Annotated in this window: 30 protein-coding genes and 1 riboswitch; of the genes, 18 read left to right on the forward strand and 12 right to left on the reverse strand. The window is 42.6% G+C overall.

The features are described from left to right. Nucleotides 1–3 precede the first annotated feature (3 nt). The 5 genes from GQR42_RS18285 to ispD all read left to right on the forward strand — a co-directional run bounded on the left by GQR42_RS18285 (nt 4) and on the right by ispD (nt 4,130). Entirely contained in the window at nt 4–894 is an 891-nt protein-coding gene (locus GQR42_RS18285; RefSeq protein ID WP_158201040.1) for a hypothetical protein, read from the forward strand. A gap of 379 nt (nt 895–1,273) precedes the next feature. Further along, entirely contained in the window at nt 1,274–1,858 is a 585-nt protein-coding gene (locus GQR42_RS18290) for a transposase (RefSeq protein WP_158201041.1), read from the forward strand. 238 nt (nt 1,859–2,096) lie between these two features. Continuing rightward, nucleotides 2,097–2,747, forward strand: a complete 651-nt coding sequence (locus GQR42_RS18295) for a hypothetical protein (RefSeq protein ID WP_158201042.1) — start codon at nt 2,097–2,099, stop codon at nt 2,745–2,747. Between the two features lie 176 nt (nt 2,748–2,923). Further along, a complete protein-coding gene (locus GQR42_RS18300; protein ID WP_158201043.1) occupies nt 2,924–3,322 on the forward strand; it encodes a DUF1824 family protein in 399 nt (132 codons plus the stop codon). A 127-nt stretch (nt 3,323–3,449) separates the two neighbouring features. Then, nucleotides 3,450–4,130, forward strand: a complete 681-nt coding sequence (ispD, locus tag GQR42_RS18305; protein WP_158201044.1) for a 2-C-methyl-D-erythritol 4-phosphate cytidylyltransferase — start codon at nt 3,450–3,452, stop codon at nt 4,128–4,130. Here the strand turns inward: ispD and GQR42_RS29730 are convergent. Both GQR42_RS29730 and GQR42_RS27900 read right to left on the reverse strand, forming a co-directional pair. Further along, the gene (locus GQR42_RS29730; RefSeq protein WP_305848820.1) at nt 4,125–4,493 is read right to left on the reverse strand and encodes a serine O-acetyltransferase; all 369 of its coding nucleotides are present in this window, start codon (nt 4,491–4,493) and stop codon (nt 4,125–4,127) included. The genes ispD and GQR42_RS29730 overlap by 6 nt on opposite strands. Then, nucleotides 4,480–4,743: a hypothetical protein gene (locus tag GQR42_RS27900; RefSeq protein WP_199273210.1), complete on the reverse strand. Its 264-nt coding sequence runs from the start codon at nt 4,741–4,743 to the stop codon at nt 4,480–4,482. The genes GQR42_RS29730 and GQR42_RS27900 overlap by 14 nt, the downstream gene beginning before the upstream one ends. 104 nt (nt 4,744–4,847) lie before the next feature. On the opposite strand from GQR42_RS27900, the gene GQR42_RS18315 reads away from it, so the two are divergent. Continuing rightward, nucleotides 4,848–5,798, forward strand: a complete 951-nt coding sequence (locus tag GQR42_RS18315; RefSeq protein WP_158201045.1) for a glycosyltransferase — start codon at nt 4,848–4,850, stop codon at nt 5,796–5,798. A gap of 82 nt (nt 5,799–5,880) precedes the next feature. Here GQR42_RS18315 and GQR42_RS18320 read toward each other — a convergent pair whose 3' ends face one another. Together GQR42_RS18320 and GQR42_RS18325 are read right to left on the reverse strand one after the other, a co-directional pair. After that, nucleotides 5,881–6,147, reverse strand: a complete 267-nt coding sequence (locus GQR42_RS18320; RefSeq protein ID WP_158201046.1) for a type II toxin-antitoxin system HicB family antitoxin — start codon at nt 6,145–6,147, stop codon at nt 5,881–5,883. A 102-nt stretch (nt 6,148–6,249) separates the two neighbouring features. Beyond that, nucleotides 6,250–6,492, reverse strand: coding sequence for a type II toxin-antitoxin system HicA family toxin (locus GQR42_RS18325; protein ID WP_158201047.1), 243 nt, complete (start codon nt 6,490–6,492; stop codon nt 6,250–6,252). Between the two features lie 180 nt (nt 6,493–6,672). Here GQR42_RS18325 and menB point away from each other — a divergent pair, with 180 nt between their 5' ends. Both menB and GQR42_RS18335 read left to right on the forward strand, forming a co-directional pair. Further along, nucleotides 6,673–7,506: a 1,4-dihydroxy-2-naphthoyl-CoA synthase gene (gene menB, locus GQR42_RS18330; protein WP_002732420.1), complete on the forward strand. Its 834-nt coding sequence runs from the start codon at nt 6,673–6,675 to the stop codon at nt 7,504–7,506. A 240-nt stretch (nt 7,507–7,746) separates the two neighbouring features. Continuing rightward, nucleotides 7,747–8,049, forward strand: coding sequence for an RNA recognition motif domain-containing protein (locus tag GQR42_RS18335; protein WP_158201048.1), 303 nt, complete (start codon nt 7,747–7,749; stop codon nt 8,047–8,049). A gap of 57 nt (nt 8,050–8,106) precedes the next feature. On the opposite strand, the gene GQR42_RS18340 is transcribed toward GQR42_RS18335, so the two are convergent. Then, a complete protein-coding gene (locus GQR42_RS18340) occupies nt 8,107–8,724 on the reverse strand; it encodes a DedA family protein (RefSeq protein ID WP_158202515.1) in 618 nt (205 codons plus the stop codon). Nucleotides 8,725–8,793: 69 nt separating this feature from the next. On the opposite strand from GQR42_RS18340, the gene GQR42_RS18345 reads away from it, so the two are divergent. Continuing rightward, nucleotides 8,794–9,333 carry a pentapeptide repeat-containing protein gene (locus tag GQR42_RS18345; protein ID WP_158201049.1) on the forward strand — a complete coding sequence of 180 codons (540 nt, stop codon included), beginning with the start codon at nt 8,794–8,796 and terminating at the stop codon, nt 9,331–9,333. Between the two features lie 519 nt (nt 9,334–9,852). Then, the gene (locus GQR42_RS18350) at nt 9,853–11,469 is read left to right on the forward strand and encodes an ABC transporter substrate-binding protein (protein WP_158201050.1); all 1,617 of its coding nucleotides are present in this window, start codon (nt 9,853–9,855) and stop codon (nt 11,467–11,469) included. A gap of 10 nt (nt 11,470–11,479) precedes the next feature. Here GQR42_RS18350 and GQR42_RS18355 read toward each other — a convergent pair whose 3' ends face one another. Then, a complete protein-coding gene (locus GQR42_RS18355; protein WP_158201051.1) occupies nt 11,480–11,662 on the reverse strand; it encodes a hypothetical protein in 183 nt (60 codons plus the stop codon). Between the two features lie 6 nt (nt 11,663–11,668). Between GQR42_RS18355 and GQR42_RS18360 the strand changes: the two genes are divergently transcribed. The 3 genes from GQR42_RS18360 to GQR42_RS18370 all read left to right on the forward strand — a co-directional run bounded on the left by GQR42_RS18360 (nt 11,669) and on the right by GQR42_RS18370 (nt 13,248). Continuing rightward, nucleotides 11,669–12,451 carry an endonuclease/exonuclease/phosphatase family protein gene (locus tag GQR42_RS18360; RefSeq protein WP_158201052.1) on the forward strand — a complete coding sequence of 261 codons (783 nt, stop codon included), beginning with the start codon at nt 11,669–11,671 and terminating at the stop codon, nt 12,449–12,451. A 270-nt stretch (nt 12,452–12,721) separates the two neighbouring features. Further along, a complete protein-coding gene (locus GQR42_RS18365; protein WP_052278120.1) occupies nt 12,722–12,958 on the forward strand; it encodes a CsbD family protein in 237 nt (78 codons plus the stop codon). Between the two features lie 17 nt (nt 12,959–12,975). Then, on the forward strand, nt 12,976–13,248 hold the full coding sequence (locus GQR42_RS18370; RefSeq protein WP_158202516.1) for a GlsB/YeaQ/YmgE family stress response membrane protein: 273 nt from the start codon (nt 12,976–12,978) through the stop codon (nt 13,246–13,248). Nucleotides 13,249–13,264: 16 nt separating this feature from the next. Here the strand turns inward: GQR42_RS18370 and pyrR are convergent, their stop codons facing one another. Next, the gene (gene pyrR, locus GQR42_RS18375) at nt 13,265–13,798 is read right to left on the reverse strand and encodes a bifunctional pyr operon transcriptional regulator/uracil phosphoribosyltransferase PyrR (RefSeq protein ID WP_158201053.1); all 534 of its coding nucleotides are present in this window, start codon (nt 13,796–13,798) and stop codon (nt 13,265–13,267) included. A gap of 121 nt (nt 13,799–13,919) precedes the next feature. On the opposite strand from pyrR, the gene GQR42_RS18380 reads away from it, so the two are divergent. Continuing rightward, nucleotides 13,920–15,305 carry an amidase gene (locus GQR42_RS18380; RefSeq protein WP_158201054.1) on the forward strand — a complete coding sequence of 462 codons (1,386 nt, stop codon included), beginning with the start codon at nt 13,920–13,922 and terminating at the stop codon, nt 15,303–15,305. Here the strand turns inward: GQR42_RS18380 and GQR42_RS18385 are convergent. The 5 genes from GQR42_RS18385 to GQR42_RS18405 all read right to left on the reverse strand — a co-directional run bounded on the left by GQR42_RS18385 (nt 15,297) and on the right by GQR42_RS18405 (nt 20,135). Then, nucleotides 15,297–16,133, reverse strand: coding sequence for an energy-coupling factor ABC transporter ATP-binding protein (locus GQR42_RS18385; protein WP_158201055.1), 837 nt, complete (start codon nt 16,131–16,133; stop codon nt 15,297–15,299). The two genes, GQR42_RS18380 and GQR42_RS18385, sit on opposite strands and share 9 nt — an antisense overlap. Nucleotide 16,134: 1 nt before the next feature. Then, nucleotides 16,135–16,932: a cobalt ECF transporter T component CbiQ gene (gene cbiQ, locus GQR42_RS18390; RefSeq protein ID WP_158201056.1), complete on the reverse strand. Its 798-nt coding sequence runs from the start codon at nt 16,930–16,932 to the stop codon at nt 16,135–16,137. A gap of 5 nt (nt 16,933–16,937) precedes the next feature. Continuing rightward, entirely contained in the window at nt 16,938–17,252 is a 315-nt protein-coding gene (locus GQR42_RS18395) for an energy-coupling factor ABC transporter substrate-binding protein (RefSeq protein WP_158201057.1), read from the reverse strand. 9 nt (nt 17,253–17,261) lie between these two features. Further along, the gene (locus tag GQR42_RS18400) at nt 17,262–18,008 is read right to left on the reverse strand and encodes an energy-coupling factor ABC transporter permease (RefSeq protein ID WP_158201058.1); all 747 of its coding nucleotides are present in this window, start codon (nt 18,006–18,008) and stop codon (nt 17,262–17,264) included. 22 nt (nt 18,009–18,030) lie between these two features. Beyond that, a riboswitch (cobalamin riboswitch) is annotated at nt 18,031–18,176 on the reverse strand. A gap of 84 nt (nt 18,177–18,260) precedes the next feature. Continuing rightward, the gene (locus tag GQR42_RS18405; RefSeq protein WP_158201059.1) at nt 18,261–20,135 is read right to left on the reverse strand and encodes an ABC transporter ATP-binding protein; all 1,875 of its coding nucleotides are present in this window, start codon (nt 20,133–20,135) and stop codon (nt 18,261–18,263) included. A 420-nt stretch (nt 20,136–20,555) separates the two neighbouring features. On the opposite strand from GQR42_RS18405, the gene GQR42_RS18410 reads away from it, so the two are divergent. The 4 genes from GQR42_RS18410 to GQR42_RS18425 all read left to right on the forward strand — a co-directional run bounded on the left by GQR42_RS18410 (nt 20,556) and on the right by GQR42_RS18425 (nt 25,064). Continuing rightward, nucleotides 20,556–21,191, forward strand: coding sequence for a FeoA family protein (locus GQR42_RS18410; RefSeq protein WP_158201060.1), 636 nt, complete (start codon nt 20,556–20,558; stop codon nt 21,189–21,191). A gap of 42 nt (nt 21,192–21,233) precedes the next feature. Next, nucleotides 21,234–23,558, forward strand: a complete 2,325-nt coding sequence (gene feoB / locus GQR42_RS18415) for a Fe(2+) transporter permease subunit FeoB (protein ID WP_158201061.1) — start codon at nt 21,234–21,236, stop codon at nt 23,556–23,558. Nucleotides 23,559–23,709: 151 nt separating this feature from the next. Continuing rightward, nucleotides 23,710–23,949: a FeoC-like transcriptional regulator gene (locus GQR42_RS18420; RefSeq protein ID WP_158201062.1), complete on the forward strand. Its 240-nt coding sequence runs from the start codon at nt 23,710–23,712 to the stop codon at nt 23,947–23,949. 131 nt (nt 23,950–24,080) lie between these two features. Then, nucleotides 24,081–25,064: a methyltransferase domain-containing protein gene (locus GQR42_RS18425; RefSeq protein WP_158201063.1), complete on the forward strand. Its 984-nt coding sequence runs from the start codon at nt 24,081–24,083 to the stop codon at nt 25,062–25,064. The last annotated feature ends 474 nt before the right edge of the window (nt 25,065–25,538 follow it).

A 25,538-nucleotide genomic window follows, 5' to 3' on the forward strand; every position in this document is an offset into this window, starting at 1 on the left:
TCCGTGAGTAAGCCAATTTTTCAACTGGTGGACGAATTACCGACGAATAATCTCACCGTCAAAGTTCTCAAAACCCTTGATTATGTGGTGCCGGGAGAGTGGGATAACCTAGTCGGGTTTAAAAATACGATTATCAAAGTCACTGGCGAAACCGACGAAAGTATGATTCAACAGATTGGCGATCGAGCCGTTTGGTTGTTTAATGATAAATCCCAGGGCTATCAACGGGCGCTCTGGCTCTACCAAACCATCGACAGTGCCGATAATGCCCTAGCCGCCGCCTCTCTTGCTAATGCCGTCGGTGGTAAAATCCCCCTCATGGGCGGTTTAATCGAAAAATTAACCCCTGCCCCCGAAAAAGCGCAAACCATCGATCTAACCCTGAAATTAGTGACAGAATTAGTCGCTTTTTGTCAAATTAATGGCATTCCGGGGGATAGTATCGATGATTTCGTCACTTCTCTGGCAGATTATAGCGGCGAATCTCTGATGCGGATGGCGGCGTTAGTTTGTTTGGATGGTTTAATTCCCCTGGGGGGCAGTTTTATCCGGAAAGTGGAATCCGCCCTCAGCATTCTCAGCCCGGAAGAATTAGAATCTAACTCAACTTTCGGCAGTATTAAAGAATTGATTCCGGGGGGAAATACTGCCAGAAAATTAGACTTTATCGGTCAAAGTTTCGACTCCACTAAAGGTTGGATGAGTGGTTTTGTTAGCGAGCGCGATTTGAGCCAGCAGGGATTATTGAGCAAAATTCAGGGATTTATCGACTTTTCTGCCGATAAATTGGTGTATGTTGGGGCGTTCCTCGATATGACGACTAATTACTATGAACATACCGGTATTCAAACCCTTGCCCGTCGTTTAATCGAAAGAGCCGTGGCGGAAATTTAAGTGGCACAGAGGGCAGGGATGGACAGACCGATACCAAATCCGCTTTTAATAGTATGATTGACCCCCAATCCCACTTTAAAAACCCAGTTATGGATTGTTTCCCCCTGCTCTGGTACTCACCCACTCTCTTAATACCTTTTCCACAGGATTTAGTATTGTAAAGTTTCAATAAAAATATAGTCATATATAGCCAGGCATGGTAATATATAGACAGGAAACTATCAGACTAGGCAAAAAAAACAAGAATAAGTTATCGAACGGCTTGGAGGTGGTGGAAACAAGGGAATTTAACAGGCTATCAATTGCCTTCCGGTACAATTATCACAACGGATAACAACCCTTCAAAACCCGACGCTGAGTTAAAAGACAACGGATAATAATGTTATTAGCAGAAAGACACATTATCAAGAGAGGACATCGATTTTGGGCTGAAATAGATAATTTATCTTGGCAGTCTAAAAATCTCTACAACTCAGCTAACTATTTAATCCGACAAAACTTCATTTATGGTCATGGCTATTTGACCTATAATCAGATGGCTTCTATGATGAAAAAGACAGAACAGTATCAAGCTTTACCCGCTAAAATTTCCCAACAAGTTTTAAGAGGATTAGACCGGAACTGGAAATCATTTTTTGCCGCTTCATCGGAGTTTAAAAGTCACCCCGATAAATTTCTGGTCAAACTAAAAATCCCTGGCTATAAGGAGCCAAAAAAAGGAAGAAATCTCTTAGTTTACACAATTCAAGCCATCAGCAAAGTAGGTCTTAAGCAAGGATTAGTCAAGCTATCAGGGACATCAATTGCATTGCCGACGAGAGTTGCGGAGCGCCTAGCAGAAGTCAGAATAGTTCCTAAATGTGATTGTTATGTAATCGAGGTAATTTATGAGAAAACCGAACAGTTCTTAGCTCCTAATGAAAAGATAGCTGCGATAGATTTAGGCATAGATAAGGTTGGCTGAATAAATCTAAAAACCTTGTTGGGTAAGACTTTTAGACTTTTTGTCAATCAAAAAGTACCGGATATGGGAGTGTTCGGGGGGAAAATTCAGATACTTTTTCCCTGAAAATTAGGTAATTGACACCCTCAAAATCGGTAAAACCCTACACCCCACACCCTACACCCCACACCCTACCCCCACGAAAAACTTTTTGCCGCAAACCCTAACTATAATATACCCCCCTTAGTCCCTCAAGGTGATGAATCAGGCACAACTTATCCATGCCGCTAAACAGCAAGAGCCAGCCGCCATTATTGCCCTACTTAACCAAAGTCTCTTAACCAGAAAAATAGAGGTGATTGCAGCCACCTCGCAAGAAAATGCCCTGACTCTGAAAGTTCAATCCAAAAATATACCCAATCAACATAAGTTATTACCTTTTTTGTCGGCAGAAATCAAAAGCTTGGGCATCGACGGATTAGAACAAGTGATCGTCTACGGTTTGACCGAGGAATCCGATATCCCCGCTTGGGAAGAATCGATAACCCTGAGTCAAGATGATTTAATAGTCAATCATGTCACCAAATTAAACTCTTTGCCGACAATAACTGAAGAAATCGCCGAAAATAACCGAGAAGATGCCCCAGAAGCTTTGGAAGACTCTGAAACAACTGAAGAAAAAGCCCTAGGGGAACGGGAGGAGTTAACTGAGGCTGCTGAGAGTATTGTGGCGACTGGTGAGCGATTTTCCCTATCTAATCAGAGACAGTCCTCTTTTCCCCTGAGTATAATTTTGCTTTACCTAGGGATTGGTTTTGGCACTGGAATTATTATAGGTGCTTACTTCGGCTATCAAAAAGCAGTGAGTGAAATGTACGCACAACCCGGAGCGATCGAACAACCCCGATAAATTTTCTTGTCCCCAACCTGATATGATCGAAATTGGCGATCTTACGATTAAGACCAATGCAAAATTTTCCTATCTCCAAATCTCAATGATTTAGGGCTTTTTTTCTGGGGAATTTGTCGTTAAGGACAGCAGCAACAGTTTATTTTTTATCTTTAGCCCCGCATATCTAACCGCTCATGTCTATTGAAGAAGCCTTGAAACTACTAAAAGAATATGGCTGTATTCAACTAAAAATTGCCCAATCCCCTGAAGAAGAAGAAGCTCTAAGACAGGCAATTTTATTAGTTAACCAAGGTTCGGAATCAATTAATTTAGGTATCTGTGCCGATAACAATGAAGAAGGATTTAAAGCCCTAAAAAGTTATCTACAAGCCCTGGGATACCCCCTACCTAATAGTCTCCCAGAAGACCAGCCAGAACCAGGATCGGTGTATATTAAATACAACACCCAAAGACAAGCTTCCTATCTCGATTCCTACACGGGAACCTATCGCGGTGTTCTGATTTCTTGTCAATCAGAAAATGATCAGTTAGTCGGTACTTATGGTCACTTTCCCCTCGATTTATTCTCTTAAGAGGCATAGTTTTGGGGCTATTTAAGCGATTAACCATCAGCCGGGCAGTGATTACTGTTTACTAATAAGAAGCAAAAAGCTCCCCACTCCTGTCCACTGAATTCTTAACTTTTTACCTGAAAAAAATATGTATTTGTTAATTCCAGCAGCGGGAATGGGTAAACGGATGGGCAGCGATCGCAATAAGTTACTGCTCACCCTGCACGGAAAACCGCTCCTCGCTTGGACTTTGCTGGCTGCCATGCAATCCAGGGCAATTATCTGGATTGGGATTATGGCACAACCAGAAGACTTTGAGGAGATCCGAGAAATTATCACCGCCATAAATGCCCTTAAACCCGTGCAAATCATCCAAGGAGGCGAAACCAGACAAAAATCGGTTTACAATGGCTTACAAGCCCTACCAGAGGGGGCCCAGACGGTTTTAATTCACGATGGGGCGCGCTGTTTGGCCACTCCCGAATTATTCGATCGCTGTGCCGCCGCTTTAGCCACTTGTCAGGGTTTCATTGCGGCGATTCCAGTGAAAGATACGATTAAAATTGTCGATAGCAAGGGCTGGATTGAGGATACACCGGATCGCTCGCGGTTGTGGGCGGCCCAAACGCCCCAGGGTTTTCAGGTAAAATTATTAAAAGAATGTCATGAACAGGGCCGAAAATTAGCTTGGGAAGTCACCGACGATGCCGCCTTATTAGAAAAATGTGGTTTTCCCGTCAAAATTGTCGTCGGTGAAGAAACTAACTTAAAAATTACTACTCCGGGGGATCTGGCCATTGCCGAATATATTTTAAGTCAACGTTTATAATTTTTCATCTACTTTAACCCCATCGCGTTTAATAATACGAGCGGGAATACCCACCACCACACAATTAGCTGGAACATCTTTGACTACCACTGAATTTGCGCCCACGGTGACATTATCGCCGATGGTAATGTTTCCTAAGACTTTAGCGCCGGCGGTAATCCTGACATTATTGCCAATTTTGGGGCGACCGCTTTTATCTTTATAGCCAATTGTTACCTGTTGATTAATCCAACAGTTATCGCCCAAATCCGCCATAACAATCGTACTAAAACCGTGTTGAATAAATAATCCTTTGCCAATCGAACAGGAAGAATCTAGAAATAAATAGGAACTTTCTCGATAGAAAAACCTAAGAATATACATAAAAAAAACGGCTGAATGAACCCCCTTGAAAAAGACGACAATAATATAAATTTCTAAATTCTTTTGCCTCCAGACACAGAGCTAACAATTGTAACCAATCTGCTCTTTTTTCCCAGCCTAATAACTCTACCCAACGCCGCACATCACCTAAGATAAGTTCTCGATTATTAGCTACCTGAAAAGCAATGATTAAGGGTGAGAGCCAAAGAATACCCACATAGAAAAATAATTTTCGGAAGAAACTTTTCATCGTTGGTCTAAAATAATTGACGATAGACTTGCTTTTTGTTGCTATTAATTATAGTAGTATTGTAGCGAATAGTTCAACCTTCGCCCGTTTATTGGACTCCAACGATGTCAAATACCCTACAGTTCCTTCCCGAAGTATCCGTGATCGTGCCAATTTATAACGGGGAGAAAGATCTACCCCCTCTCATTGATTGTTTAGCCAAACAGACCTATCCCCGTCAATTAGTTGAATATATTTTAGTTGATAATAATAGTAGCGATCGCACGGCAGAATTATTAGGGAAGGCAGCAGAAGAACAACGGGGACTGAACCTGATCATTTTAAGCGAAAATCAGATACAAAGCTCCTACGCTGCTCGTAACAAAGGGATCAAAAGCACTCGTTATCCTTTTCTGGCCTTCACCGATGCCGATTGTCGTCCCGCACCGCAATGGTTGACAGAACTGGTTCAACCCTTTAAAGATAATAGGATTGGTCTGGTAGCGGGTGAAATTGCCGCCTTAACCGGTTCCAGTTGGTTGGAAAAGTATGCGGAACGTCGTCACTTTATGTCACCGAAATTTCTTTTAGAACATTCTTTTTGTCCCTACGGTCAAACTGCTAACCTCGCTATTCGTCGAGAAGCTTTTGAGAAAGTTGGTTTATTTCGTCCTTATTTAACTACTGGTGGTGATGCCGATATCTGTTGGCGTATTCAACAACAAACCGACTGGCAATTAACCTACGCACCAGAGGCAATTATTTACCATCGTCATCGTTCCACCTTAGAAGACTTAAGAAGTCAATTAAAACGTTACGGGCGCTCGAATCGCTATCTTCACGAATTGTATGGTGTCGAATTGATGCGACCTTTAACCAATCAAGAGTTATTTTTTACTCTCGGTCGTTGGTTATTAAAAGAGCTACCAAAAAATACTCTCAAGTTACTGTTTGGTAAAGCAGATTTAGTAGATTTATTGGCTACTCCCCTCGATTTAATTGGGTTTCAAGCTCGCAGTCAAGGGCAATCCACGGCTAAATTACCCGAAAAAGCTAAAGAAATCGAATGGCTTTAATTCAGTTATCAGTGACCAGTTATCAGTTCACTGATTACAGCAAAAAAGCCCCCTTCTCCCTTTATCAGTTTTTCGAGGCTTTCTAGAAACTCTCCACCTCACCCATGATATTTGTAGAAGGTAAGGGAATATGATCGCCATATTCATAAGCTGTTTCTAGCCAAAGTTTGCGAGCATCATCAATATTAGCTAAGGTTTCCTCTATGGTTTCTCCCTGAGTGAAACATCCTAGAAGATGCTTAATTTCTGATACATATCCCCCCTGATCATCAGGATAAATTGTTATCGGATATTTTAGTCCCAAATAAAACTCTAATGATTCAAGCTTAGTTTTATTACTTCTACTCATATTTTTACCTCTTTAAAGTTAGCAAATAGGATAAATATATTTTGAATAAATACCCAGAAAACATCAGGAAGAGAATCAGCTTTAAACTTTATTAAACTTTATTTAGTTAATGGATTCCAATTTAAGTAATTTAATAATTTGTTTAATATAGACTTTTTTGACTTTTTGTCCTCCCTTTTTAGGGATTGTTTGCATTCGTCCGTCTTCATGGCGAAAAATATGATGACTACCCGTAGAACGAACTTCTAAAAATTCAAAGGCTTCTAAAATCTGCTTGACATCTTCAAATTGAATCTCAGGAGGTTGAGATAGCAACAATTTGATTAACTTCTGGATTTTGGACATAATCAGTTTCCTTTAATTTTGTGTTTTTCATGGTTTAACTGATTCCCTAAATTCTTGATAGCATCTATTATAGCATGATTGACAAATTGGCGTGCGTGCCTAGATTACCTATTGCGATCATTAATCTCTGAGGGGGACAAAATAGGGTAAGGTAAAAAAGCTGTGCCGATAACCGAGACTATGAGCGTTGAATGGCAATCCGTCAAAACCTACGAGGATATTCTTTACCATAAATGGGGGGGAATCGCCAAAATTACCATCAATCGACCCCATAAGCGTAATGCCTTCCGTCCGAAGACAGTTTTTGAGCTTTACGACGCTTTCTGTGATGCTCGCGAGGATGCCCGCATTGGGGTGGTATTGCTTACGGGTGCAGGTCCCCACAGCGACGGCAAATATGCTTTTTGTTCTGGCGGCGATCAGACTGTGCGCGGTCAGGCGGGTTATATTGGCGATGATGGCGTACCCCGGCTCAATGTGCTGGATTTACAGAAATTAATTCGCTCCATCCCCAAGGTAGTTATCGCACTGGTGGCAGGTTATGCGGTCGGGGGCGGTCATGTTTTACACTTGGTTTGTGATTTAACCTTAGCAGCGGATAACGCCATTTTTGGCCAGACCGGTCCGAAAGTGGGCAGTTTTGACGGCGGTTTCGGCTCTAGTTATCTGGCCCGGGTAGTGGGTCAGAAAAAAGCTCGCGAGATTTGGTTTCTCTGTCGGCAGTATAACGCCCAACAAGCTTTAGCAATGGGTTTGGTTAACCATGTCGTCCCGGTGGAGGAATTAGAGCAGGAAGGGATTAAATGGTCCTTAGAAATTCTCGAAAAAAGTCCCTTGGCGATTCGCTGCCTAAAATCGGCTTTTAATGCTGATTGTGATGGTCAAGCGGGTTTACAGGAGTTAGCGGGTAATGCCACTTTACTCTACTATATGACCGCCGAAGGAGCCGAAGGTAAACAGGCTTTCCTCGAAAAACGTCCCCCCGATTTTAGTCAATATCCTTGGCTGCCCTAATCAGTGATCAGTGAACAGTAAACAGTAATCAGTGAAAAGAAAGCAGAAAACTGCCCTATAATACTGCTCACTTAATACTCCATATTCCTACTGATCACTGATAAGCTATGCTAGTTTAGAGAGAGTAGTTAGGTTCGGTAGCAGCATTGGTTTCAAACAGAAGCGGTTTTTCCCTGATGGTCTTGACTGGGTTGTGTCCGATCTCCTTCTCGAAATGGCTGTGATATTGGGAGACAATCCATGACGATTTACGTTGGTAATCTGGTTTATGAAGTCACGAAAGAGGACTTGCACGATGTATTCGCTGAATACGGCACGGTTAGTCGCGTTTACTTGCCCGTAGATCAAGCAACGGGTAAAATGCGCGGTTTTGGTTTTGTGGAAATGTCCTCCGATGAGGAAGAAGCAAAAGCGATCGAAACTCTTGACGGGGCCGAATGGATGGGACGACAGATGAAAGTCAACAAAGCTCGTCCCAGAGAAGATAATTTTGGTGGTGGTGGCGGCGGTGAGCGGAAAAACTTCGGGCGCCGCGAACGCTAAAGAGATTCTTGTCAAATTCCAGAAGCGGTTATTTCTGATAACCGCTTTCTTCTGGCCTTAAACCGCCGTTTTCCGTGACTCAAGGATGGGGTGGATAATTGTCCAGGCCAGGACGATAATTAAAGCCAAGATACCAAAACGAGCCATAGAACTAACTAACTGGTGCAAGGGGAACAAACGGCCTAAAAAGAAAGATAATGTCACCATAATCGTCGCCCACACCGTTGCCCCACCGAGATTACAGAGGAAAAAGCGACCGTAGGGCATTCGGGCAATTCCCGCCATGGGACCTGCAAAGATTCTTAACAAAGCCACGAAACGACCGAAAAAGACCGCCCGGGGTGCATTTTTACTAAATTGATCCTTGGCTAATTCTAGTTTTTGAGGCGGAATCCGAAAGAATTTGCCAACTTTTAACAAAAACGACCAACCTCCAGCGCGACCGAGCCAATAGCCAAAATTATCGCCTAAAACTGCTCCTGTAATTGCGCTGACTAAAACTAACCAATAGTTCAAATCACCGCTACCGGCAAGGAAGCCGCCGACAATGGTGATGGTTTCTCCTGGGATGGGAATCCCCGTATTTTCGAGGGTGATGCCGATAAATACTGCCCAGTATCCGTATTGGTGGGCGATTTCTTCAATATTTTCTAGGGATAATAGCTCTAGGGACATGGAGCGCTTTCTTAACAAAGGTTTACGAATATTCTAAGATATTTTTACAATATTTAACCGTGGCTGAACATGACTTTTCCCAGTATTGATTTATTAGCAATTCGTCAGGGTGAGATAAAAGATTTAGCGGGCATGAATTTGGCAGGGGCTGATTTAGCGGGTGCAGACCTAGCCGGGGCGAATTTACGGGCAAATTTACGCGGTGCTGACCTTACTGGGGCAAATTTAAGAGGAGCAGATTTTCGTAATGCCGATTTACGCGGGGCAATTCTCCTCGATGCGATCGTCACTGAGGCAAGTTTGGCCGGTGCTTTTTTGGCTGGGGCCGTTTTTAATCATCTAGATTTGTCCGGGGCGGATTTTCGCGGTGTCGATGGCCGGGGAGTGAGTTTTGTCGGGGCGATTTTAACCCAAGCCGATTTTACTAGCGCTAATCTGTCCGGGGCAGATCTGTCGGCTACCGATTTAGAGGAAGCAATTTTTTTCGGGGCGATTTTACGGGGAACAAATTTTACTGATGCCAATCTTCTTTGTGCTAGTTTAGCCTCGGCAGTAACCACGGGGGCAATTTTCGATCGAGCTTGTTTAGAAGGGACAGGATTAACCTAAATGGCTGATAGATAAGACCTCTTGTAAAAATCAAAAATTGTTGTTAGGGTTAGGAGTCAGTAGCCAGTAGTCAGTAGTCAGGAGAATTAAGAATGAATAATAATCAGTTAAATGGTCTATTTATAGACTTTATGCCATTTAATCCTTATTTTTGCCGTTTTTGAACTCTGAAGAATTAATTATGCAAGAGGTTTATCAAAGAAGATGAGTTTCTCATTCGTTGCTAGAACCTGATCTAGATTGAAAAATCTTGACCATTTCCCTGTTTATCGGCCTCCATAGCTCCAGCTATTCTGAACCATTTAACCCCTTTGCTGCCCTGGGTTTTCTTCTTGGCCAAATTGATCAAGTTTTTGCCATCCTCCACCAGAAAATTTAATTTAATTGTCCCGCAGCTATTGAATAATTTTCCCCGACCAATTAAGCAATCAACCTATTTTCTTAAGAGAACCTAGTAGAAAAGATTATGCACAAAAATGATAGGATTGATCGATACCTAACTGCCGTTAATCGCCATCGATGAGACCTTTACGCCAACTTTACCGCTATTTAAGTTTATTTTGCCTCTGTCTTCTTCTGACTGTGGGCTGTCAGTCCACTAATTCCAATTTACCCCGGGGGGATAGCGATCGCCTGATGATTGGGACCACCCTAAAACCACGCTCGCTCGATCCTGCCGATAGTTATGAGTTAGCAGGACTTTTTATTATTTATAATCTCGGTGAAACTCTCTACACCTACGCAGAAGGAACCACTAATTTAAAGCCCCTCCTGGCCACGGAATTGCCGCAAATTAGCCCCGATGGTTTGACTTATACTATCCCAGTACGTCGAGGAGTTATCTTTCATGATGGCACGGTTTTTAACGCAGAGGCGATGAAGTTTTCCCTAGAAAGATTTATCAAAAATGGTGGCGAACCTTCCTTTCTGCTCCGGGATACAATTGATAAAATCACCGCCAGCAAAGAAGACGAAATTACTATTAAATTAACCAGACCTTTTGCCGCTTTTCCTGCTCTTTTAGCTTACCCCGGAGCCTGTGCAGTTTCACCCAAATTTTATCAAATTGGCGAAGGTAAATTTAAACCCGAAGAATTTATCGGCACAGGACATTATCGCTTAAAGGCAGTTACTAGCGATTCTTTTAGTTTAGAAGCCTTTGATCGCTATTGGGGAGAACCAGCCAAAAATAAAGGAGTTAATGTGCAAATTTATCTCTCGAATCCTGCCAATTTATTCAACGGTTTTCAGACGGGAGCGGTGGATATTGCTTATCAATCTTTACTGCCTCCTCAAGTGAGAAAATTACGCACAGAAGCAGCCCAGGGAAAATGGCAAGCGCTCGAATCTTCTGGGGCAGCAATTAACTTTATGAGCATAAATCTCAAAAGTGAACCCACCGATAATATTTTATTGCGACAAGCCATTGCTTCTCTAGTCGATCGAGATTTACTTAATGATCGCATTTTACAGGGTCAAGGCATCCCTCTTTTTAGTCTCATTCCTACTACTTTTTCCGAGTCACAACCGGTGTTTAAAGAGCGCTATGGCAACCATAATATAGAGCAAGCCAAACAATTACTAAAAACTGCTGGTTATAGTCAAGAAAAACCCGCAATTGTAGAAGTTTGGCACTCCTCGGGATCGATCACTTCTAGCACTGTGGCGGCAGTGATGAAAGCCCTATCAAAACGGGATTTAGATAATATGATTCAATTTGAACCCAATAGTATCCTAGGAGCGGCATTTTTCCGTAATATTAGCCAGGGACTTTATACCACTGCTCTATCTAATTGGTATCCCGATTTTTTGGATGCAGATAACTATATTTATCCCTTTTTAGATTGTGCTAAAGGTTCCCCAGAAACTGGCTGTGAAGAAGGAGGAGCCCAAAGTCAAGGCTCATTTTTTTACAGTCAAGAAATGAATCAATTAATCGACCAATCCCGTCGGGAAAGTAACCCAGCCAAAAGAAAGCAAATTTTTGGTAAAATTCAAGAAATTCTCGCCGATGAAGTTCCCTATATTCCCCTTTGGCAAACCAAGGAATACGCTTTTGCTCGCAATGGCATCACGGGAGTTATCATCAATCCCAGTCAAACTTTTCCCTTCTGGACAATTGCCAAAAAATCCTGATAATTAATTATTAGGAGTCAGGAGATAGGGTGGTCACTGCGTGCGCGTTGCGGAGGGTTTTGGGGTGATAGGGTGATGAGACAGCTTCCCCACTTCCCCACTTCCCCACTTCCCCACTTCCCCACTTCCCCACTTCCCCACTTCCCCACTTCCCCACTTCCCCACTTCCCCACTTCCCTTCCTCATTCTCCATTTTCCTATGAAACTAACAGCAATGTCCTTTAATATTCGCTACGATAAACCCGATCCCGATGAGCGTAATTGGCGAGTAAGAAGGGAAGCAGTAGCGGCTTTAATTGCTCACTATTCTCCTGATATAATTGGCACTCAGGAAGCTCGCGCTAATCAACTATTGGATCTACACCGTTTATTGCCAGAATACCAAAGTTTAGGTAGCGATCGCAGCGGGACAGGATTAGATGAACATTGTGGGATTTTATATCAACCAAGTCGGTTAAAATGTTTGGAAATTTACGAATTTTGGCTATCAGAAACTCCCGATATTATTGGCAGTATCACTGAAGCTTGGGGTAATCCTTATCCCCGCATGGTAACGGGGGCTAAATTTCGGACTCTTGAGGGGCAAACTTTGCAGTTTTATAACACCCATCTCGATTACTATAGCGACAAAGCTAAGGACTTAGGGGCTACGGGCATACAAGAGCATTTTTGTCAACTAGATTTAACAAAAGATTACCTATTTTTAACGGGTGATTTTAATGTTAATTCTCAGCAATTACCCCGTCAGATTTTAACTCAACCTCTCCAGTCAGAAATTAAATTAAAGGACGCTTTAGCAGATTTGGAATTAGCCGAACAAATGAGCTTTAATAATTACACTGATAACCCTTATTTAGCCATCGATACAATTTATTATGATAGCCGTTTGCAGTTAGATTGGGCAAAAGTCGATCGTTCTCGTTGGTTGAATCTTATTCCTTCCGATCATTATCCCGTAATTGCTGCTTTTACCTTGCCCTAAAAATAGATTATTTTTGTATTTAGCAAATATATAGAGGCTGAAAGCTTCAGCAGGCTCTGGTGATTCGATGGTTAAATTTGTTAAGTTTTTTAAACGGCAAAAAAATTAACAATAAGCGCAGGCCTGGCCAGATATAGATCTCTCTCAATGGCGAAACCAATAATAATCATTCCCAAAAACTTAAGATTTATTTACGTTTTTAAAGGGCAGTAATTAACGCATTTGTGTTATAAAAATAACAATAACAATTTCTTGACCGAGGAAAAATTTATGAGCATCGAAGACAAAATGAAGGCTGCTGCCAAAAATGTCGAGGGGAAAGTACAATCGGCTGCTGGAGAATTAACTGGCGACGAGAAAATGAAAGCAGAAGGAGAATTAAAGCAGGTACAAGCAGCGGCAATGAACGTGGCAGCTGATGTCAAAGATAAGGCAGAAAATTTGTTGGAGGACATGAAAAACGCCGCCCAGGACGCAATCGAAAACATCAAAGACAAAATTAACTGAACGGGATTAAAATCATGATTAATGTCATTTCTTGGATAATTTTGGGCTTTATTGCTGGTGCGATCGCAAAAGCTATTTATCCCGGGCGACAGGGGGGTGGTATTTTGGCCACGACTTTGCTAGGAATTATCGGGGCTTTTGTGGGGGGAACTCTGTTAAATTTGATTCAAACTGGCAGTTTTGCCCTAGCGGGTTCTACCTTAAGCATACCGGGCATTTTTGTCGCTATTATCGGTGCGATCGTGTTTATTTTCCTCTGGGGATTAGTCACGACTTCCCGTCCTGACTAATAGTCTTAACTCCTGTTTATTTGATTAATTCCACCCCATCTTTGCCGTCAATCTCTTGTAGATAAACTTTTACCTGTTCCTCGGCTGCGGTGGGTAGTTTTTTGCCTATAAAATCCGGGTGAATTGGTAATTCCCGATGACCACGATCAACTAACACTAATAAGCGGATTTTTTGCGGTCTGCCATACTCAATAATAGCATTGAAAGCGGCGCGGATCGTGCGACCTTTGTAGATAACATCATCAACTAAAATCACGGTTTTTCCCGTGACATCTAGGGGCATTTTGGTTTTAGCAGGAGTGCGGGTTTTAATGCGATCAAGATCGTCGCGATAGAAGGTAATATCGATCGCTCCCACGGGAACTTTTACCCCTTCTAAGCTCTCAATTTGACTAGCAATTAAATTAGCTAAAGGCACTCCTCGCGTGTAGATACCGATCAAAATCAAGTTATTTAAATCGCCACTTTTTTCGATAACTTCGGAAGCTAAACGGGTAATAGTGCGACGAATTTCGTCAGCCGAGAGAATTTCAATTAACTGTGAGGTCATAATTTTCCAAGACAAGAGGGGATAGGGGATAGGGAAATTTTTACTTCAATTTTCCTTTAAAACCATCTCTATCATTAAAGAATATAATTGTTTTCATCTACTTATTTTACCTCGATCGCTCATGAGTGATGAATTATTGCCAAAATCTGCCCTAGAATTAGCCCAACTGATTCGCACTAAACAAATCTCACCCCTAGAATTAACCCATTTATACCTCGACAGAATTGAAAAATTTGACAGTCAAATTGGTAGTTTTGTCCATGTCGCCCGGGAAAGCGCCCTAGCAACCGCCAGCATCCAAACGGAACAATTAAGTCAAATCACCGATACTGCCGAATTACCGCCTTTTTTTGGAGTTCCTACCGCCATTAAAGACTTAAATGCCGTCGCTGGAATGCCGGTTAGTTACGGAGTCGCCGCCTTACAGGGAAATATCGCCCAATACGACGAAGGAATCGTCACCAGAATGAAAATGGCGGGTTTTATCCTTCTGGGCAAAACTGCCACTTCCCAGTTAGGTTCCTTTCCCTACACCGAAAATCGGGGTTTTTTGCCGACTCGTAACCCCTTCAACCGCGATTATACCGCAGGAGGTTCCAGTGGCGGCGCGGCGGCGGCGGTAGCGGCGGGTTTCTGCCCGATTGCCCAGGGTTCCGATGGTGGCGGTTCCATTCGTACTCCGGCGGGTTGTTGCGGTTTGGTGGGGATAAAACCCAGTCGCGGGCGCGTTTCCTATGCCCCGGTGGGGGAATTTCAAAGTGGTATCGCCACTAACGGCACTCTTTCTAAGACGGTGGCAGATGGGGCCGCACTGCTTACCGTGATTTCGGGCTATACGACGGGCGATCCCTACTGGCTACCCGATCCCGCCTTTTCTTTCCTAGAAGCCACCAAAAGAGCCGTAAAACCCCTGAGAATCGCTTTTTCCACTTCCATATCCCCCTTCGGCGAAGCGGCTTCCGTCTATAAAGATGCTGTGATCGAGACGGCTAAAAATTTAGAGGACATGGGGCATCATTTAACGGAGTATTCCCCCGATTTACAGGCTTTAATCACTCCTTTTCGTCGAATTTGGCAAGCGGGGACGGCGGCGACGGGAATTCCCAAGGAGTTATTAAGTCCCCTTAACCAGTGGTTGTTAGAGAATTCTGGCAGCGCAGGGGAGTACCTGCAAGCGGTGCAGCAGATGCACATTATTTCGCGGCAAATTGTGGCGATATTTGATAATTTTGATGTCTTACTTTTGCCCATTTTCCTACATCAACCCCCCAGAATTGGTGAGTGGGAAAATTTACCACCGGAAGAAGCGGTTGATCGGATGATTGCTTGGATTGCCCCTTCTCCCATTGCTAATGCGAGTGGCCTACCCGCGATTGCTTTACCAACGGGAGTGGATAGTCAAGGTTTACCTGTGGCAATTCAGTTAGTGGGTAAACCTGCTGATGAAATCACTTTATTGGGATTAGCAACGCAGCTGGAAACTCAGATTTTTTCGCCTCTATTTTGACAGTAAATATTCTTGCCATTGTTCAAATATTTTCTGGCTCATGTTACCTGTTTGTGTCGCTAAAATTCCTAGCTTTTCCACAAGTGTTAGAATGATGGGCAATCCTAGTTGTAACTTTTCTATAGTTTTTCTTTGAGCGAAAACTTCTCTGGGAGTTCCTTCAATAATTAATTGTCCGTCATCAATGACAAAAATCCAATCAGCCCAGTGATAGACAAAATCTAAATCATGACTTGCTAGGATAATTGTTGTGCCGAGTTGATGAATTTGTTCGAGATATTCTCGTAATTTTTGACTATGACGCGCATCTAGATAAGCCGTGGGTTCATCTAATAAAAGCAAGGTGGGATTCATCACCATTACATCAGCAATTGAAACTTGTTTTTTTTGTCCCAAACTAAGATGATGCACTGGTTCATAAGCTAGGGGAGTTAAAGCAAATTTGTCTAGGGTTGCCCACACACGGTCGATAATTTCCGAGGTAGGTAAGTCTAAATTATTTAAACCATAGGAAATATCTTCTTCCACAGTGGCTGCGACTAACTGATGCTCAGGATTTTGAAAAACTAAGCCAATTTGCTGATGTAAATTTCCCAAAAAAGAGCGGTTATATTGAAAGGGTTTTCCTTGCCAATAAATTATACCTTGCTGGGGTTGATATAAACCACTAGCTAAAAGAAATAAGGTAGTTTTTCCACAACCGTTCTGTCCGATTAAAGCATACTTTTTTCCCACGGAAATTGTAAGATCAAAATTTTTAATAGCTCGACTGGAAAGACAAGGATAACTATAGGAAACATTTTGAAATTCCAATAAATTTTGAGTCATTTTAGTTGATAACTAAGTTAAGAATAATCAATAAACTGCAACCGAATAAAGCTTCAAATATGTATCTTCTTTGAGATTGATAAGAACGGGAACTAGACATTTTAAAACTTTCTTGAAATCCTCGCGCTTCTAAACTGATAGAAATCTGACGATAATTATTAAGAGTTCGCTGGAATAACTGCCCTCCCAAAATACCAATACTTTTCATTCCTCTTGACCAACTTTGATAACCACAACGGGAATTTTGTGCTGTCCAAATTTCTTGAGCAACTTCTAGTAAGCTAAAAATAAAACGGTACATCAATAATAATAAATCTGTCAATAAAATCGGACATCGCCATTGTCTGAAAACTTGTAAGATTTCAATAAAGGGAGTGGTTAAAATTAGAAAATATAGACAATTTGTCATCGCCCAAATTCTGGGGAATAAAAACCCAACTTGCTCCATACCTGTTTGGCTAATATAGAGATACAAATAACCTAAAGAAAATCCCAGACCTTGCCAAATATCCTGCTGAATTATTGATTTTTTATCCCACGGTACACCATTAATAATAAAAGCAGGTAAACTAATTAAAGAAAACCCCAAAGGTAAAGATAACAAGCGCAGATAAGTCCTTTGGGGAATCCCCGCATAGATAGTAATTGCTATAGTCAACCAAAAACCGACGAGTAACTGCACAGGCCAAGAGGAAATTAGCGAGATAATTAATAGAACTATCGTCAACAATAGCTTATGATTTGGAGGCAACCAACGCAGACGATTTTTGTAAGCAAGACTATCAATTAGATGGCTCATTTCTACTAATTGCTATTCTCCTCTGTGGAGGCAGATTGTTCTTTTTCAGTCCTTCCTTTATATAGTCCGATAACAAAACCAATCACCCCCGCCCCCAAGGCGGCTTGGGATGCAAAAAGTAAACTTTCTACCTCACCACTAGGCGGTTCAAAGAAAGGTCGAAACCATGATTTATACTCAGGATTAAGTGTAGTGATTGCGGTTTCTGCTTGGTCATCAGCCCCACTAAATTCGCCCCGCACAAAAACTAAGGGCAAAACTGCTAAAAGAATTACAGCCATAGCCAAAAGCCAATTATTTCTTAGAGAATATCGGTTCATAATTCAGCCTTACCCTTGTAATAATTTGATAGTCTCTAACTCTTTTTTTCCGTAAGACTCTAGCCAATTCCAGACCAATAATGTCAGTAATCCTTCGCTAATGGCTAGAGGAATTTGAGTCAGAGCAAAAATTCCCGCAAACTTGATAAAAGATGCCATAAACCCACCGTCAAGCGCAGGAAAGGCTAAGGCTAATTGGATAGAAGTGGTTATATAGGTGAACAAGTTTGCTAGGGCAGCGGCACAAAAAATAGCCACTCTTTGTTGTCCTGTTTTTAGAAGCAAATGATAGATACAATAGGCAACTAATGGTCCAATTATAGCCATAGAAAACATATTTGCCCCCAGAGTAGTTAACCCGCCATGAGCTAATAACAAAGCCTGAAATAATAACACTAAAGTTCCCAAAACAGTCATCGTCAAGGGACCGAACAAAATTGCTCCTAAACCTGTCCCCGTCGGATGAGAACAACTACCTGTAACCGAGGGAATTTTTAAGGCTGAGAGAACAAAAGTATAAGCGCCAGCTAGGGCAAGCAATAGCTTAAGTTCGGGATGTTCTTGAGTAATACGAGTTAAAGAACGTAAGCCAAAAATGAAAAAAGGAAGCGATATTATCCACCAAAAAGCTGCCCACTGTACAGGCAAAAACCCTTCGGCAATGTGCATAGCTGCCGCTGGATTGGCTGAATTAATTAATAGATGAACAGTTAGCACCGCTATAAGAATTAAGCGGCAATATTTCTGTATCTTCATTCCGTACCTCGCAGATTTGACTAGATTTGGTCGCACATTCCTCAGGCATTCTGACTAATAAGGATAATCCTTAATCACAGCTGCGGGACAGTGGCAGATTTGCACTGCGCTTTCCCTGACTACTCTAATCATTTTCTTTGGTTAGAGTCGAATGTTCAACCAACCTATCACGCTTAGGAACAAGAGAGAAAATTTCTACAGGAAATCTTAACTTTTGTGCTGTTAAGCATTATGAAGTTTTGTTATTACTAACTAACTAGCAAGACTTTCGGTAAATTGGGGAATGGAAGCGATAAGTTTACGGGTGTAATCGCTTTGGGGAGAGTTGATAATCTCGTTAGCTGTACCGATTTCCTCAATTTTACCTTTATTCATCACCATAATGCGATCACTCATAAATCTGACGACACTTAAATCGTGGGAAATAAAGATATAAGTGAGATTAAATTCCTGCTGTAATTCTTTGAGTAAATTTAAGACTCCCGCTTGTACGGAAACATCTAAAGCAGAGACAGATTCATCACAGATAATAAACTGAGGATTTAAGGCTAAAGCGCGAGCAATACACACCCTTTGTCGTTGTCCTCCTGATAATTGATGGGGATAGCGATCAAACCAATTAGGATCAAGTTTAACTCGTTCTAATAAATATTCTACTCGTTCCCGTCGCTTTTGGGAATTACCGCCGGTATGATGAATAACCAGCGGTTCTAAAATTGCTTTACCAATGGATAAACGGGGATTCAGGGAGTTGTAGGGATTCTGGAAAACTATCTGTAATTCCCGTCGCAGTAGTCTTAATTTTGGATCGCTGGGGTTTAATTTAGCGAGATTTTCTCCTCGGAAATAGATATTTCCAGAAGTGGCAGGAATTAAGCGCAGAATTGTCCTTGCTAAGGTAGATTTTCCGCAGCCCGACTCACCGACTAAACCGAGGGTTTCCCCCTGTTTAACGGCAAAACTGACCTGATCTACGGCATTAAAAAAGGTCTTTACTTGCCCGAAAACTCCCTTAACTGGAAATCTAACCGATAAATTTTCTACAGATAATATGTTCTCATGGTTTTGTAAACCTTCAATTCTGGTTTCTTCTTCTTGAAGAGTAATAAATTTAACTGCTGGTGGGGTAATTTCCTCTAAGTCAATAATCTTACCTTGAGAGTCTTTTTCCACTCGTAAAAAATCGCTGACGGTGGGCAATTTTTTTGGACGAGAGTTTAAGCGGGGACGACAGGCAAGTAAACCTTTTGTGTAGGGATGTTGGGGATAATTTAATACTTCTTCTTTAGTTCCCTGTTCGACAATTTCTCCTTGATACATTACAACAATTTGATCGGCAATTTCGTTAATAACTCCTAAATCGTGGGAGATAAAAACCATTGACATTTCTCGATCGCTTTTACACAAATCTCGTAACAATCTTAATATTTCTGCTTGGACAGTCACATCTAAAGCGGTGGTTGGTTCATCAGCAATTAATAGGGTAGGATTACAAGAAATCGCCATGGCAATCATTACCCTTTGTAATTGTCCCCCCGATAATTCATGGGGATAACGCTTGAGAATTGCCTCTTTTTGTTCCTGAAGATAAGTTCTAATTTTTTCTCTGACATGACCCTTATTTTCTAAGGGAAAAGTTTCTATATATTTCTCCTCTAACTGTTCATCACTGGGTAATAAGCGCACTTCTTGCAGTAGAGAGATGGCTTGATTTTTTGCCTGTTCTGGGGTGACTTTTTGATGCAGTAAAATTGCTTCGGTGAGTTGAAACTCGATGTTATAAACTGGATTAAGAGAACTCATTGGTTCTTGGAAAATCATGGCCATTTCTCCCCCGCGATAATAACGCCATTCTTCCGGGGGAATAGATAATAAATCCACTGCTTGCATTGACTGACCTTTTGCTGGACGAAAACAAATTTCTCCCCCGGTAATTTTCCCCGGAGAGGGAACCAATCCCATGAGTGCGAGGGAGGTGACAGATTTTCCTGAACCCGACTCCCCCACACAACCGAGAACTTGACCTTTCTGCAAGCTAAAACTAATGTTATTAACGGCGACTGTTGTTCTTTTCTGATTAGAAAATTCAACGGTGAGATGGTGAACGTCGAGAATTTTGTTATCCATGGGTCTTTAAATAGAAAGACAGATTCGATTTACTTATAAATATAGCTTTTTCTGTTCCCAGTAGCTGGGTGCAATTAATTCGTAGATAGCTGGGGGAATCTCCCTTGCAAGGGAGAATTTTTCGGCATTAAGAAGATTTTCCGCCCTCAGCGATCGCCATTTACCGGAGACTGGTGACTTTTTTTAAAGAAATATTTTTCTTTCCTGTCTCCCCTTTTGGATTACACTGGTAATTGAGAATAATTAGCATTTATTTTGGTGATCGCGATTCTTAGACAGTTCAAAAACCGTTGACTGAGGCTGACATTAGCGCAGTTCTCACCCTTTGGCTACTTCAGTAAACTCGATGAGCTATCAAGAAATTATTGTCACTCTTGAATGAAAGACCTTCATTGCCTTACCTTTGGAGATAAGAAAAGCATGGACGATAAAATTAGACCTAATGAACCAGAAAAACCAGAAAACTGGCAAAAAGACGACCAATTCTCCTATTGGGGCGGTAAAGAGGCAGAATTAGATAATGTCACTCCCAGGGGTAATGACTTGGCTGCCACTTATCCCCTCGCACAAGTGGAAATGGGAAAAACCGTCTGGTTAGCGGGATTTCAGGGGACGGGAGGGATTAATCGACTACTGGGTATGGGATTAAACCCCGGTATTCAATTACAGGTCATTAGTTCCCAACCGAGGGGGTCAGTTTTAATTGCCATTCAAGACAATCGTATCGGTATCGGGGCAGAAATGGCCGAAAAAATCCTCGTTAGTGACAGTCAACCGAAAAAACTGGAACCCAAAAAAGACCTACCTGAAGTAAGAACATTTCTGCGGGAGATACCCATAGGAAAAGCGGGTAAAGTCGTCGGTTATGACCGAGCATTGCGAGGATACAAAGGAAAATTGTTATCAATGGGATTAACTCCGGGTACAGAGTTTACCGTCATTCGCGTCGCACCTTTGGGGGATCCCGTCGAGATTCAGGTGCGGGGATTTCATCTCAGTCTGCGTAAACAGGAGGCAGACGCTTTAATCGTGGAAGAAATAGACCCAGAAAGCTAAATTTAATCATCTAGTCCTATTCGTCACTCAATATCCTAAATTATGGTCAAACCGATTATCGCCTTAATTGGCAATCCTAACTGTGGCAAAACTACCCTTTTTAATGCTCTCACAGGAGCCAATCAACGGACCGGCAACTGGCCGGGAGTAACAGTCGATCGCAAGGAGGGACGATTTCAAGTTAACGGGGAAGATATCACCCTGGTGGATTTACCAGGAGTCTATTCCCTTGATGTGGAAGAAGGGGAAACAGGAATGGATGAATTAGTCGCTAGGGACTATCTGCTGTCAGGAGAAGCGGATTTAGTGATTAATATCGTCGATGCTTCTAATTTAGAGCGCAATCTCTACCTGACTACCCAAATCATGGAGATGCGTTTACCGATGTTGATTGCCCTGAATATGATGGATGTGGCCAAAACTAGGGGTATTGTGGTTAATCCGCAACTCTTAAGCGATCGCATGGATGCAATTGTCGTGGCGATTAGTGCGGTTAAAGGGGAAGGAATCGGAGAATTAAAGCAAAAAATTGGGGAATTAGTCAGTAATATTAGCCATACTGCCGCTTATGTCGCTTATCCTGCGGTAATTGAGGAAGCTCTGAGCGAGATTGTTGCTTACATTAACGACCATAGCAGTAAAAGGATCGTTGAGCCAAGATGGACCGCTTTAAATCTACTGCAATACGAGGATCGCGTCGCCCCAGAATTGCGCTCCCAGGAACTATTAAGCATTATCGTCAAGCATAGACGACAAATACACCAAGTTTTAGGGGAAGACCTTGATATTTTAATTGCTGATACTCGTTATGGCTTTATTCAGCAAGTTACCCAGGGAGCCACTCAACGGACTGGACAGATAAATAATACCATGTCCGATCGCCTCGATCGGATTGTTCTCGATCGCTGGTGGGGAATTCCGATATTTTTGGGCGTAATGTACCTAATGTTCTTATTTACCATCAATGTTAGTGCTGCCTTTATCGATTTCTTCGATTTAACTGCCCAGACTATCTTTGTCGATGGTTTTGCCCAAGTTTTACAAACAATCCATACCCCGGGTTGGCTAATTGCTCTGCTCGCTGATGGAGCGGGGGGAGGTGTGCAAACCGTCGCCACTTTTATCCCCGTAATTGGCTTTATGTTCCTCTTTTTGTCAATTTTAGAGGATTCTGGCTATATGGCCCGGGCAGCCTTCGTCATGGACCGATTGATGCGTTTGGTGGGATTGCCGGGTAAATCCTTTGTCCCCATGTTAGTGGGATTTGGTTGCAGTGTGCCAGCAATTATGGCCACCAGGACTCTAGAAAATTCTCGCGATCGTTTAATGACGATTATGATGAACCCTTTTATGTCCTGTGGGGCCAGATTACCTGTTTATGCCCTATTTGCGGCGGCTTTTTTCCCCATAGGTGGTCAAAACATCGTTTTTGGTCTTTATATCTTAGGAATTCTCGCCGCTATTTTGACGGGATTGGTGATGAAAAAAACCCTACTCAAGGGAGAAGTCAGTCACTTTATTATGGAATTGCCTCCCTATCATCTACCGCGTCTGAAAGGAGTTTTAATTCGCACTTGGGAACGTCTGCAAGCGTTTTTATGGAAAGCTGGACGATTTATCGTTTTAATGGTGATGATTTTGGGACTACTCAACTCCGTCAGTTTTGATGGTTCTTTTGGTAATCAAGACAGCGAGCGCTCGGTTTTAAGTGCTACCAGTAAAGCTGTAACTCCTATTTTCTCACCCATGGGACTAGAACCGGAAAATTGGCCGGCAACGGTGGGCATTTTTACGGGAGTTTTTGCCAAAGAAGCAATGGTAGGCACATTAAACTCGATTTACAGCCAACTAGCAGGGGAAGATAACCCTAATAAGGGGGCAGCAGCCGAAAAATTCGACTTCTGGGGGCAAATTCAGGAAGCTATTGCCACTATTCCCGCCAATTTAGCGCAATTACCCAATCAAGTGCTTGATCCCTTGGGTTTGAATATTGGTGATTTACAAGATCAAAAAACGGCTGCCGAGAAGCAAAAAGTAGATTTAGGAACTTTTGGGGCGATGGCGAAAAGATTTGATGGTCAAGCGGGTGCTTTTGCCTATCTTTTGTTCGTTCTGCTCTATTTTCCCTGTGTTTCGGCCACATCGGCCGTATATCGCGAAACTAATGCCGGTTGGACTGCTTTTATTGCCCTCTGGACCACAGGAATGGCCTATATTGTTGCCACTTGCTTCTATCAAATCGCCACTTTTTCTCGACATCCGGGATTTTCCCTCTTTTGGATAGTCTTGATGGGTTTAACCGTAGTCGGGGTTTTATTCACCTTAAAAAATCTCCGTCCCCGAAAAATCAACCGTCCGGCAATTTAATTTCAGTTATCAGTGGTCAGGTTTTGGGGTTTTAGGGTTTTGGGGGTTTAGGGTTTTAGTTAAAATTTCCCCACTTCCCCACTTCCCCACTTCCCCACTTCCCCACTTCCCCACTTCCCCATTCCCCATTCCCCCAACTTTATTTGAAAAGATGATTTTAACCGATATACAGGCTTATCTTGCCAAAAATCAGAAAGCATCTCTGGCTGACTTATCCACACACTTTCGGATGTCAGCAGATGCCTTAAGTCCCATGCTCGATCGCTTGCTGAAAAAAGGGCGAATTCGCCTGATTTCCCTAGAAAAATGCGGAGGATGCAGCCGTTGTCCCCCGGAATCTATGGCTTTTTACGAATGGATTGAGGGCAATTCCACAGGGACAAACAGATAAAAGTTTAATAGTTAATTTCTGGCCAGTAAGCAAAGTCCCTCAATCCTGTTAGACCTCAGCCCGCAGAACCTCAAAGTTATATAATCTTTAAGAGTTATTAAGCTTTGTATCAGTTTGCTCGGCAGGATTGAATGAATATACTTTTGGTGACATCATCTTTAGGGTTACTCCTAGCGATCGCTATCGTCGTCTATTTTGTTTCCTCTCGCAAGTATCAATCGTCGGACTCGGTGGCCAATTCCTACGACCAATGGACCGAGGACGGGATTTTAGAATATTATTGGGGGGAACACATCCATTTAGGTCACTACGGTTCCCCACCAGAAAAAAAAGACTTTCTAGCGGCAAAAGCCGACTTTGTGGCGGAAATGGTCTCTTGGTCCGGTTTGGATAAATTACCCGCCGGTGCAACTCTCCTCGATGTCGGTTGTGGTATTGGTGGCAGCAGTCGCATTCTGGCCCGGGACTACGGATTTGCCGTTACCGGTGTCACCATTAGTCCCAAACAAGTGGCACGGGCCAAAGAACTAACACCACCAGATTTAAATGCTCGCTTTTTGGTCGATGATGCCATGGCCCTTTCTTTTCCCGACGAGAGTTTTGATGTGGTCTGGTCAATTGAAGCCGGTCCCCATATGCCGGACAAAGCCGTTTTTGCTCGGGAATTACTGCGAGTTCTCAAACCAGGGGGAGTCTTGGTGGTAGCGGACTGGAATCAGCGAGATGACCGTCAAAAACCGCTTAATTTCTGGGAACGTCCCGTAATGCGCCAACTTTTGGATCAGTGGTCTCACCCCGCTTTTGCCAGCATCGAAGGTTTTGCCGAACAGTTAGCGGCCACGGGATTGGTAGATGGGGAAGTGATGACTACTGACTGGACAACAGCCACTCTACCCTCTTGGATTGATACCATTTGGCAGGGGGTGATTCGTCCCCAAGGTTGGTGGCAATTTGGTCTAACTGGGTTGCTTAAATCCGTCCGAGAAGTGCCGACAATTCTGCTAATGCGCTTGGCCTTTGGCAGGGGTTTATGTCGTTTTGGGATGTTCCACGCTGTTCGCGCTCAATCCAATCTGCAAGCAAGTCAGCAAGAGTCTCTTACCTCAGTTATGTAGGGTTTGCTGAAAAAGTCTGTTGGTGGGGTTCGGAGTCGGTTGTCAACCCTTTTCTAGTAAGGCTTCCAGTAATATTCAGCCGACCCTAATTATAATTGCTATTGTTTGACTTTGGCTCTCTTATTCTTTGTGTGATCAGTTTAACGTACTATAGAAGCGATCAGTCTTTGTGTCCTCTGTGTCTCTGTGGTTCCTTCCACTCTCTCACCAGCAGGACTGTATCTTAGAATACATTTTACCCACCAAACCTAAGAGAGCCTAACTTTTTATTGCTAATCAAAGTGTCGGTGTTTTTGACCCGTTTTTTGACTCATGATAGTTTAACTACTGCTTTCGTCGGTCAATAAAAACTAGGAGTTAAATTCGGTTCGGGTAGGAAATCTACTCTAATCCCTAACTTAGCCTAAAAAAGGCAATATTGCCTCAGTTACAGGGATGGGATATTCTTCATGAATTCCTAGAGTTCCTCAGTTT

Origin of the sequence: Microcystis aeruginosa FD4 (assembly GCF_009792235.1) — a bacterium.
In the GTDB taxonomy this organism is placed as follows: Bacteria; Cyanobacteriota; Cyanobacteriia; order Cyanobacteriales; family Microcystaceae; genus Microcystis; species Microcystis viridis.

What these genes read in the sequence shown, in the direction of transcription:
- GQR42_RS18290 (WP_158201041.1), top strand. Translation starts at nt 1,274, where the DNA reads ATGTTATTAGCAGAAAGACACATTATCAAGAGAGGACATCGATTTTGG.
- GQR42_RS18295 (WP_158201042.1), top strand. Translation starts at nt 2,097, where the DNA reads ATGAATCAGGCACAACTTATCCATGCCGCTAAACAGCAAGAGCCAGCC.
- GQR42_RS18300 (WP_158201043.1), top strand. Translation starts at nt 2,924, where the DNA reads ATGTCTATTGAAGAAGCCTTGAAACTACTAAAAGAATATGGCTGTATT.
- ispD (WP_158201044.1), top strand. Translation starts at nt 3,450, where the DNA reads ATGTATTTGTTAATTCCAGCAGCGGGAATGGGTAAACGGATGGGCAGC.
- GQR42_RS29730 (WP_305848820.1), bottom strand. Translation starts at nt 4,493, where the DNA reads ATGTATATTCTTAGGTTTTTCTATCGAGAAAGTTCCTATTTATTTCTA.
- GQR42_RS27900 (WP_199273210.1), bottom strand. Translation starts at nt 4,743, where the DNA reads ATGAAAAGTTTCTTCCGAAAATTATTTTTCTATGTGGGTATTCTTTGG.
- GQR42_RS18315 (WP_158201045.1), top strand. Translation starts at nt 4,848, where the DNA reads ATGTCAAATACCCTACAGTTCCTTCCCGAAGTATCCGTGATCGTGCCA.
- GQR42_RS18320 (WP_158201046.1), bottom strand. Translation starts at nt 6,147, where the DNA reads ATGAGTAGAAGTAATAAAACTAAGCTTGAATCATTAGAGTTTTATTTG.
- GQR42_RS18325 (WP_158201047.1), bottom strand. Translation starts at nt 6,492, where the DNA reads ATGTCCAAAATCCAGAAGTTAATCAAATTGTTGCTATCTCAACCTCCT.
- menB (WP_002732420.1), top strand. Translation starts at nt 6,673, where the DNA reads ATGAGCGTTGAATGGCAATCCGTCAAAACCTACGAGGATATTCTTTAC.
- GQR42_RS18335 (WP_158201048.1), top strand. Translation starts at nt 7,747, where the DNA reads ATGACGATTTACGTTGGTAATCTGGTTTATGAAGTCACGAAAGAGGAC.
- GQR42_RS18340 (WP_158202515.1), bottom strand. Translation starts at nt 8,724, where the DNA reads ATGTCCCTAGAGCTATTATCCCTAGAAAATATTGAAGAAATCGCCCAC.
- GQR42_RS18345 (WP_158201049.1), top strand. Translation starts at nt 8,794, where the DNA reads ATGACTTTTCCCAGTATTGATTTATTAGCAATTCGTCAGGGTGAGATA.
- GQR42_RS18350 (WP_158201050.1), top strand. Translation starts at nt 9,853, where the DNA reads ATGAGACCTTTACGCCAACTTTACCGCTATTTAAGTTTATTTTGCCTC.
- GQR42_RS18355 (WP_158201051.1), bottom strand. Translation starts at nt 11,662, where the DNA reads ATGGAGAATGAGGAAGGGAAGTGGGGAAGTGGGGAAGTGGGGAAGTGG.
- GQR42_RS18360 (WP_158201052.1), top strand. Translation starts at nt 11,669, where the DNA reads ATGAAACTAACAGCAATGTCCTTTAATATTCGCTACGATAAACCCGAT.
- GQR42_RS18365 (WP_052278120.1), top strand. Translation starts at nt 12,722, where the DNA reads ATGAGCATCGAAGACAAAATGAAGGCTGCTGCCAAAAATGTCGAGGGG.
- pyrR (WP_158201053.1), bottom strand. Translation starts at nt 13,798, where the DNA reads ATGACCTCACAGTTAATTGAAATTCTCTCGGCTGACGAAATTCGTCGC.
- GQR42_RS18380 (WP_158201054.1), top strand. Translation starts at nt 13,920, where the DNA reads ATGAGTGATGAATTATTGCCAAAATCTGCCCTAGAATTAGCCCAACTG.
- GQR42_RS18385 (WP_158201055.1), bottom strand. Translation starts at nt 16,133, where the DNA reads ATGACTCAAAATTTATTGGAATTTCAAAATGTTTCCTATAGTTATCCT.
- cbiQ (WP_158201056.1), bottom strand. Translation starts at nt 16,932, where the DNA reads ATGAGCCATCTAATTGATAGTCTTGCTTACAAAAATCGTCTGCGTTGG.
- GQR42_RS18395 (WP_158201057.1), bottom strand. Translation starts at nt 17,252, where the DNA reads ATGAACCGATATTCTCTAAGAAATAATTGGCTTTTGGCTATGGCTGTA.
- GQR42_RS18400 (WP_158201058.1), bottom strand. Translation starts at nt 18,008, where the DNA reads ATGAAGATACAGAAATATTGCCGCTTAATTCTTATAGCGGTGCTAACT.
- GQR42_RS18405 (WP_158201059.1), bottom strand. Translation starts at nt 20,135, where the DNA reads ATGGATAACAAAATTCTCGACGTTCACCATCTCACCGTTGAATTTTCT.
- GQR42_RS18410 (WP_158201060.1), top strand. Translation starts at nt 20,556, where the DNA reads ATGGACGATAAAATTAGACCTAATGAACCAGAAAAACCAGAAAACTGG.
- feoB (WP_158201061.1), top strand. Translation starts at nt 21,234, where the DNA reads ATGGTCAAACCGATTATCGCCTTAATTGGCAATCCTAACTGTGGCAAA.
- GQR42_RS18420 (WP_158201062.1), top strand. Translation starts at nt 23,710, where the DNA reads ATGATTTTAACCGATATACAGGCTTATCTTGCCAAAAATCAGAAAGCA.
- GQR42_RS18425 (WP_158201063.1), top strand. Translation starts at nt 24,081, where the DNA reads ATGAATATACTTTTGGTGACATCATCTTTAGGGTTACTCCTAGCGATC.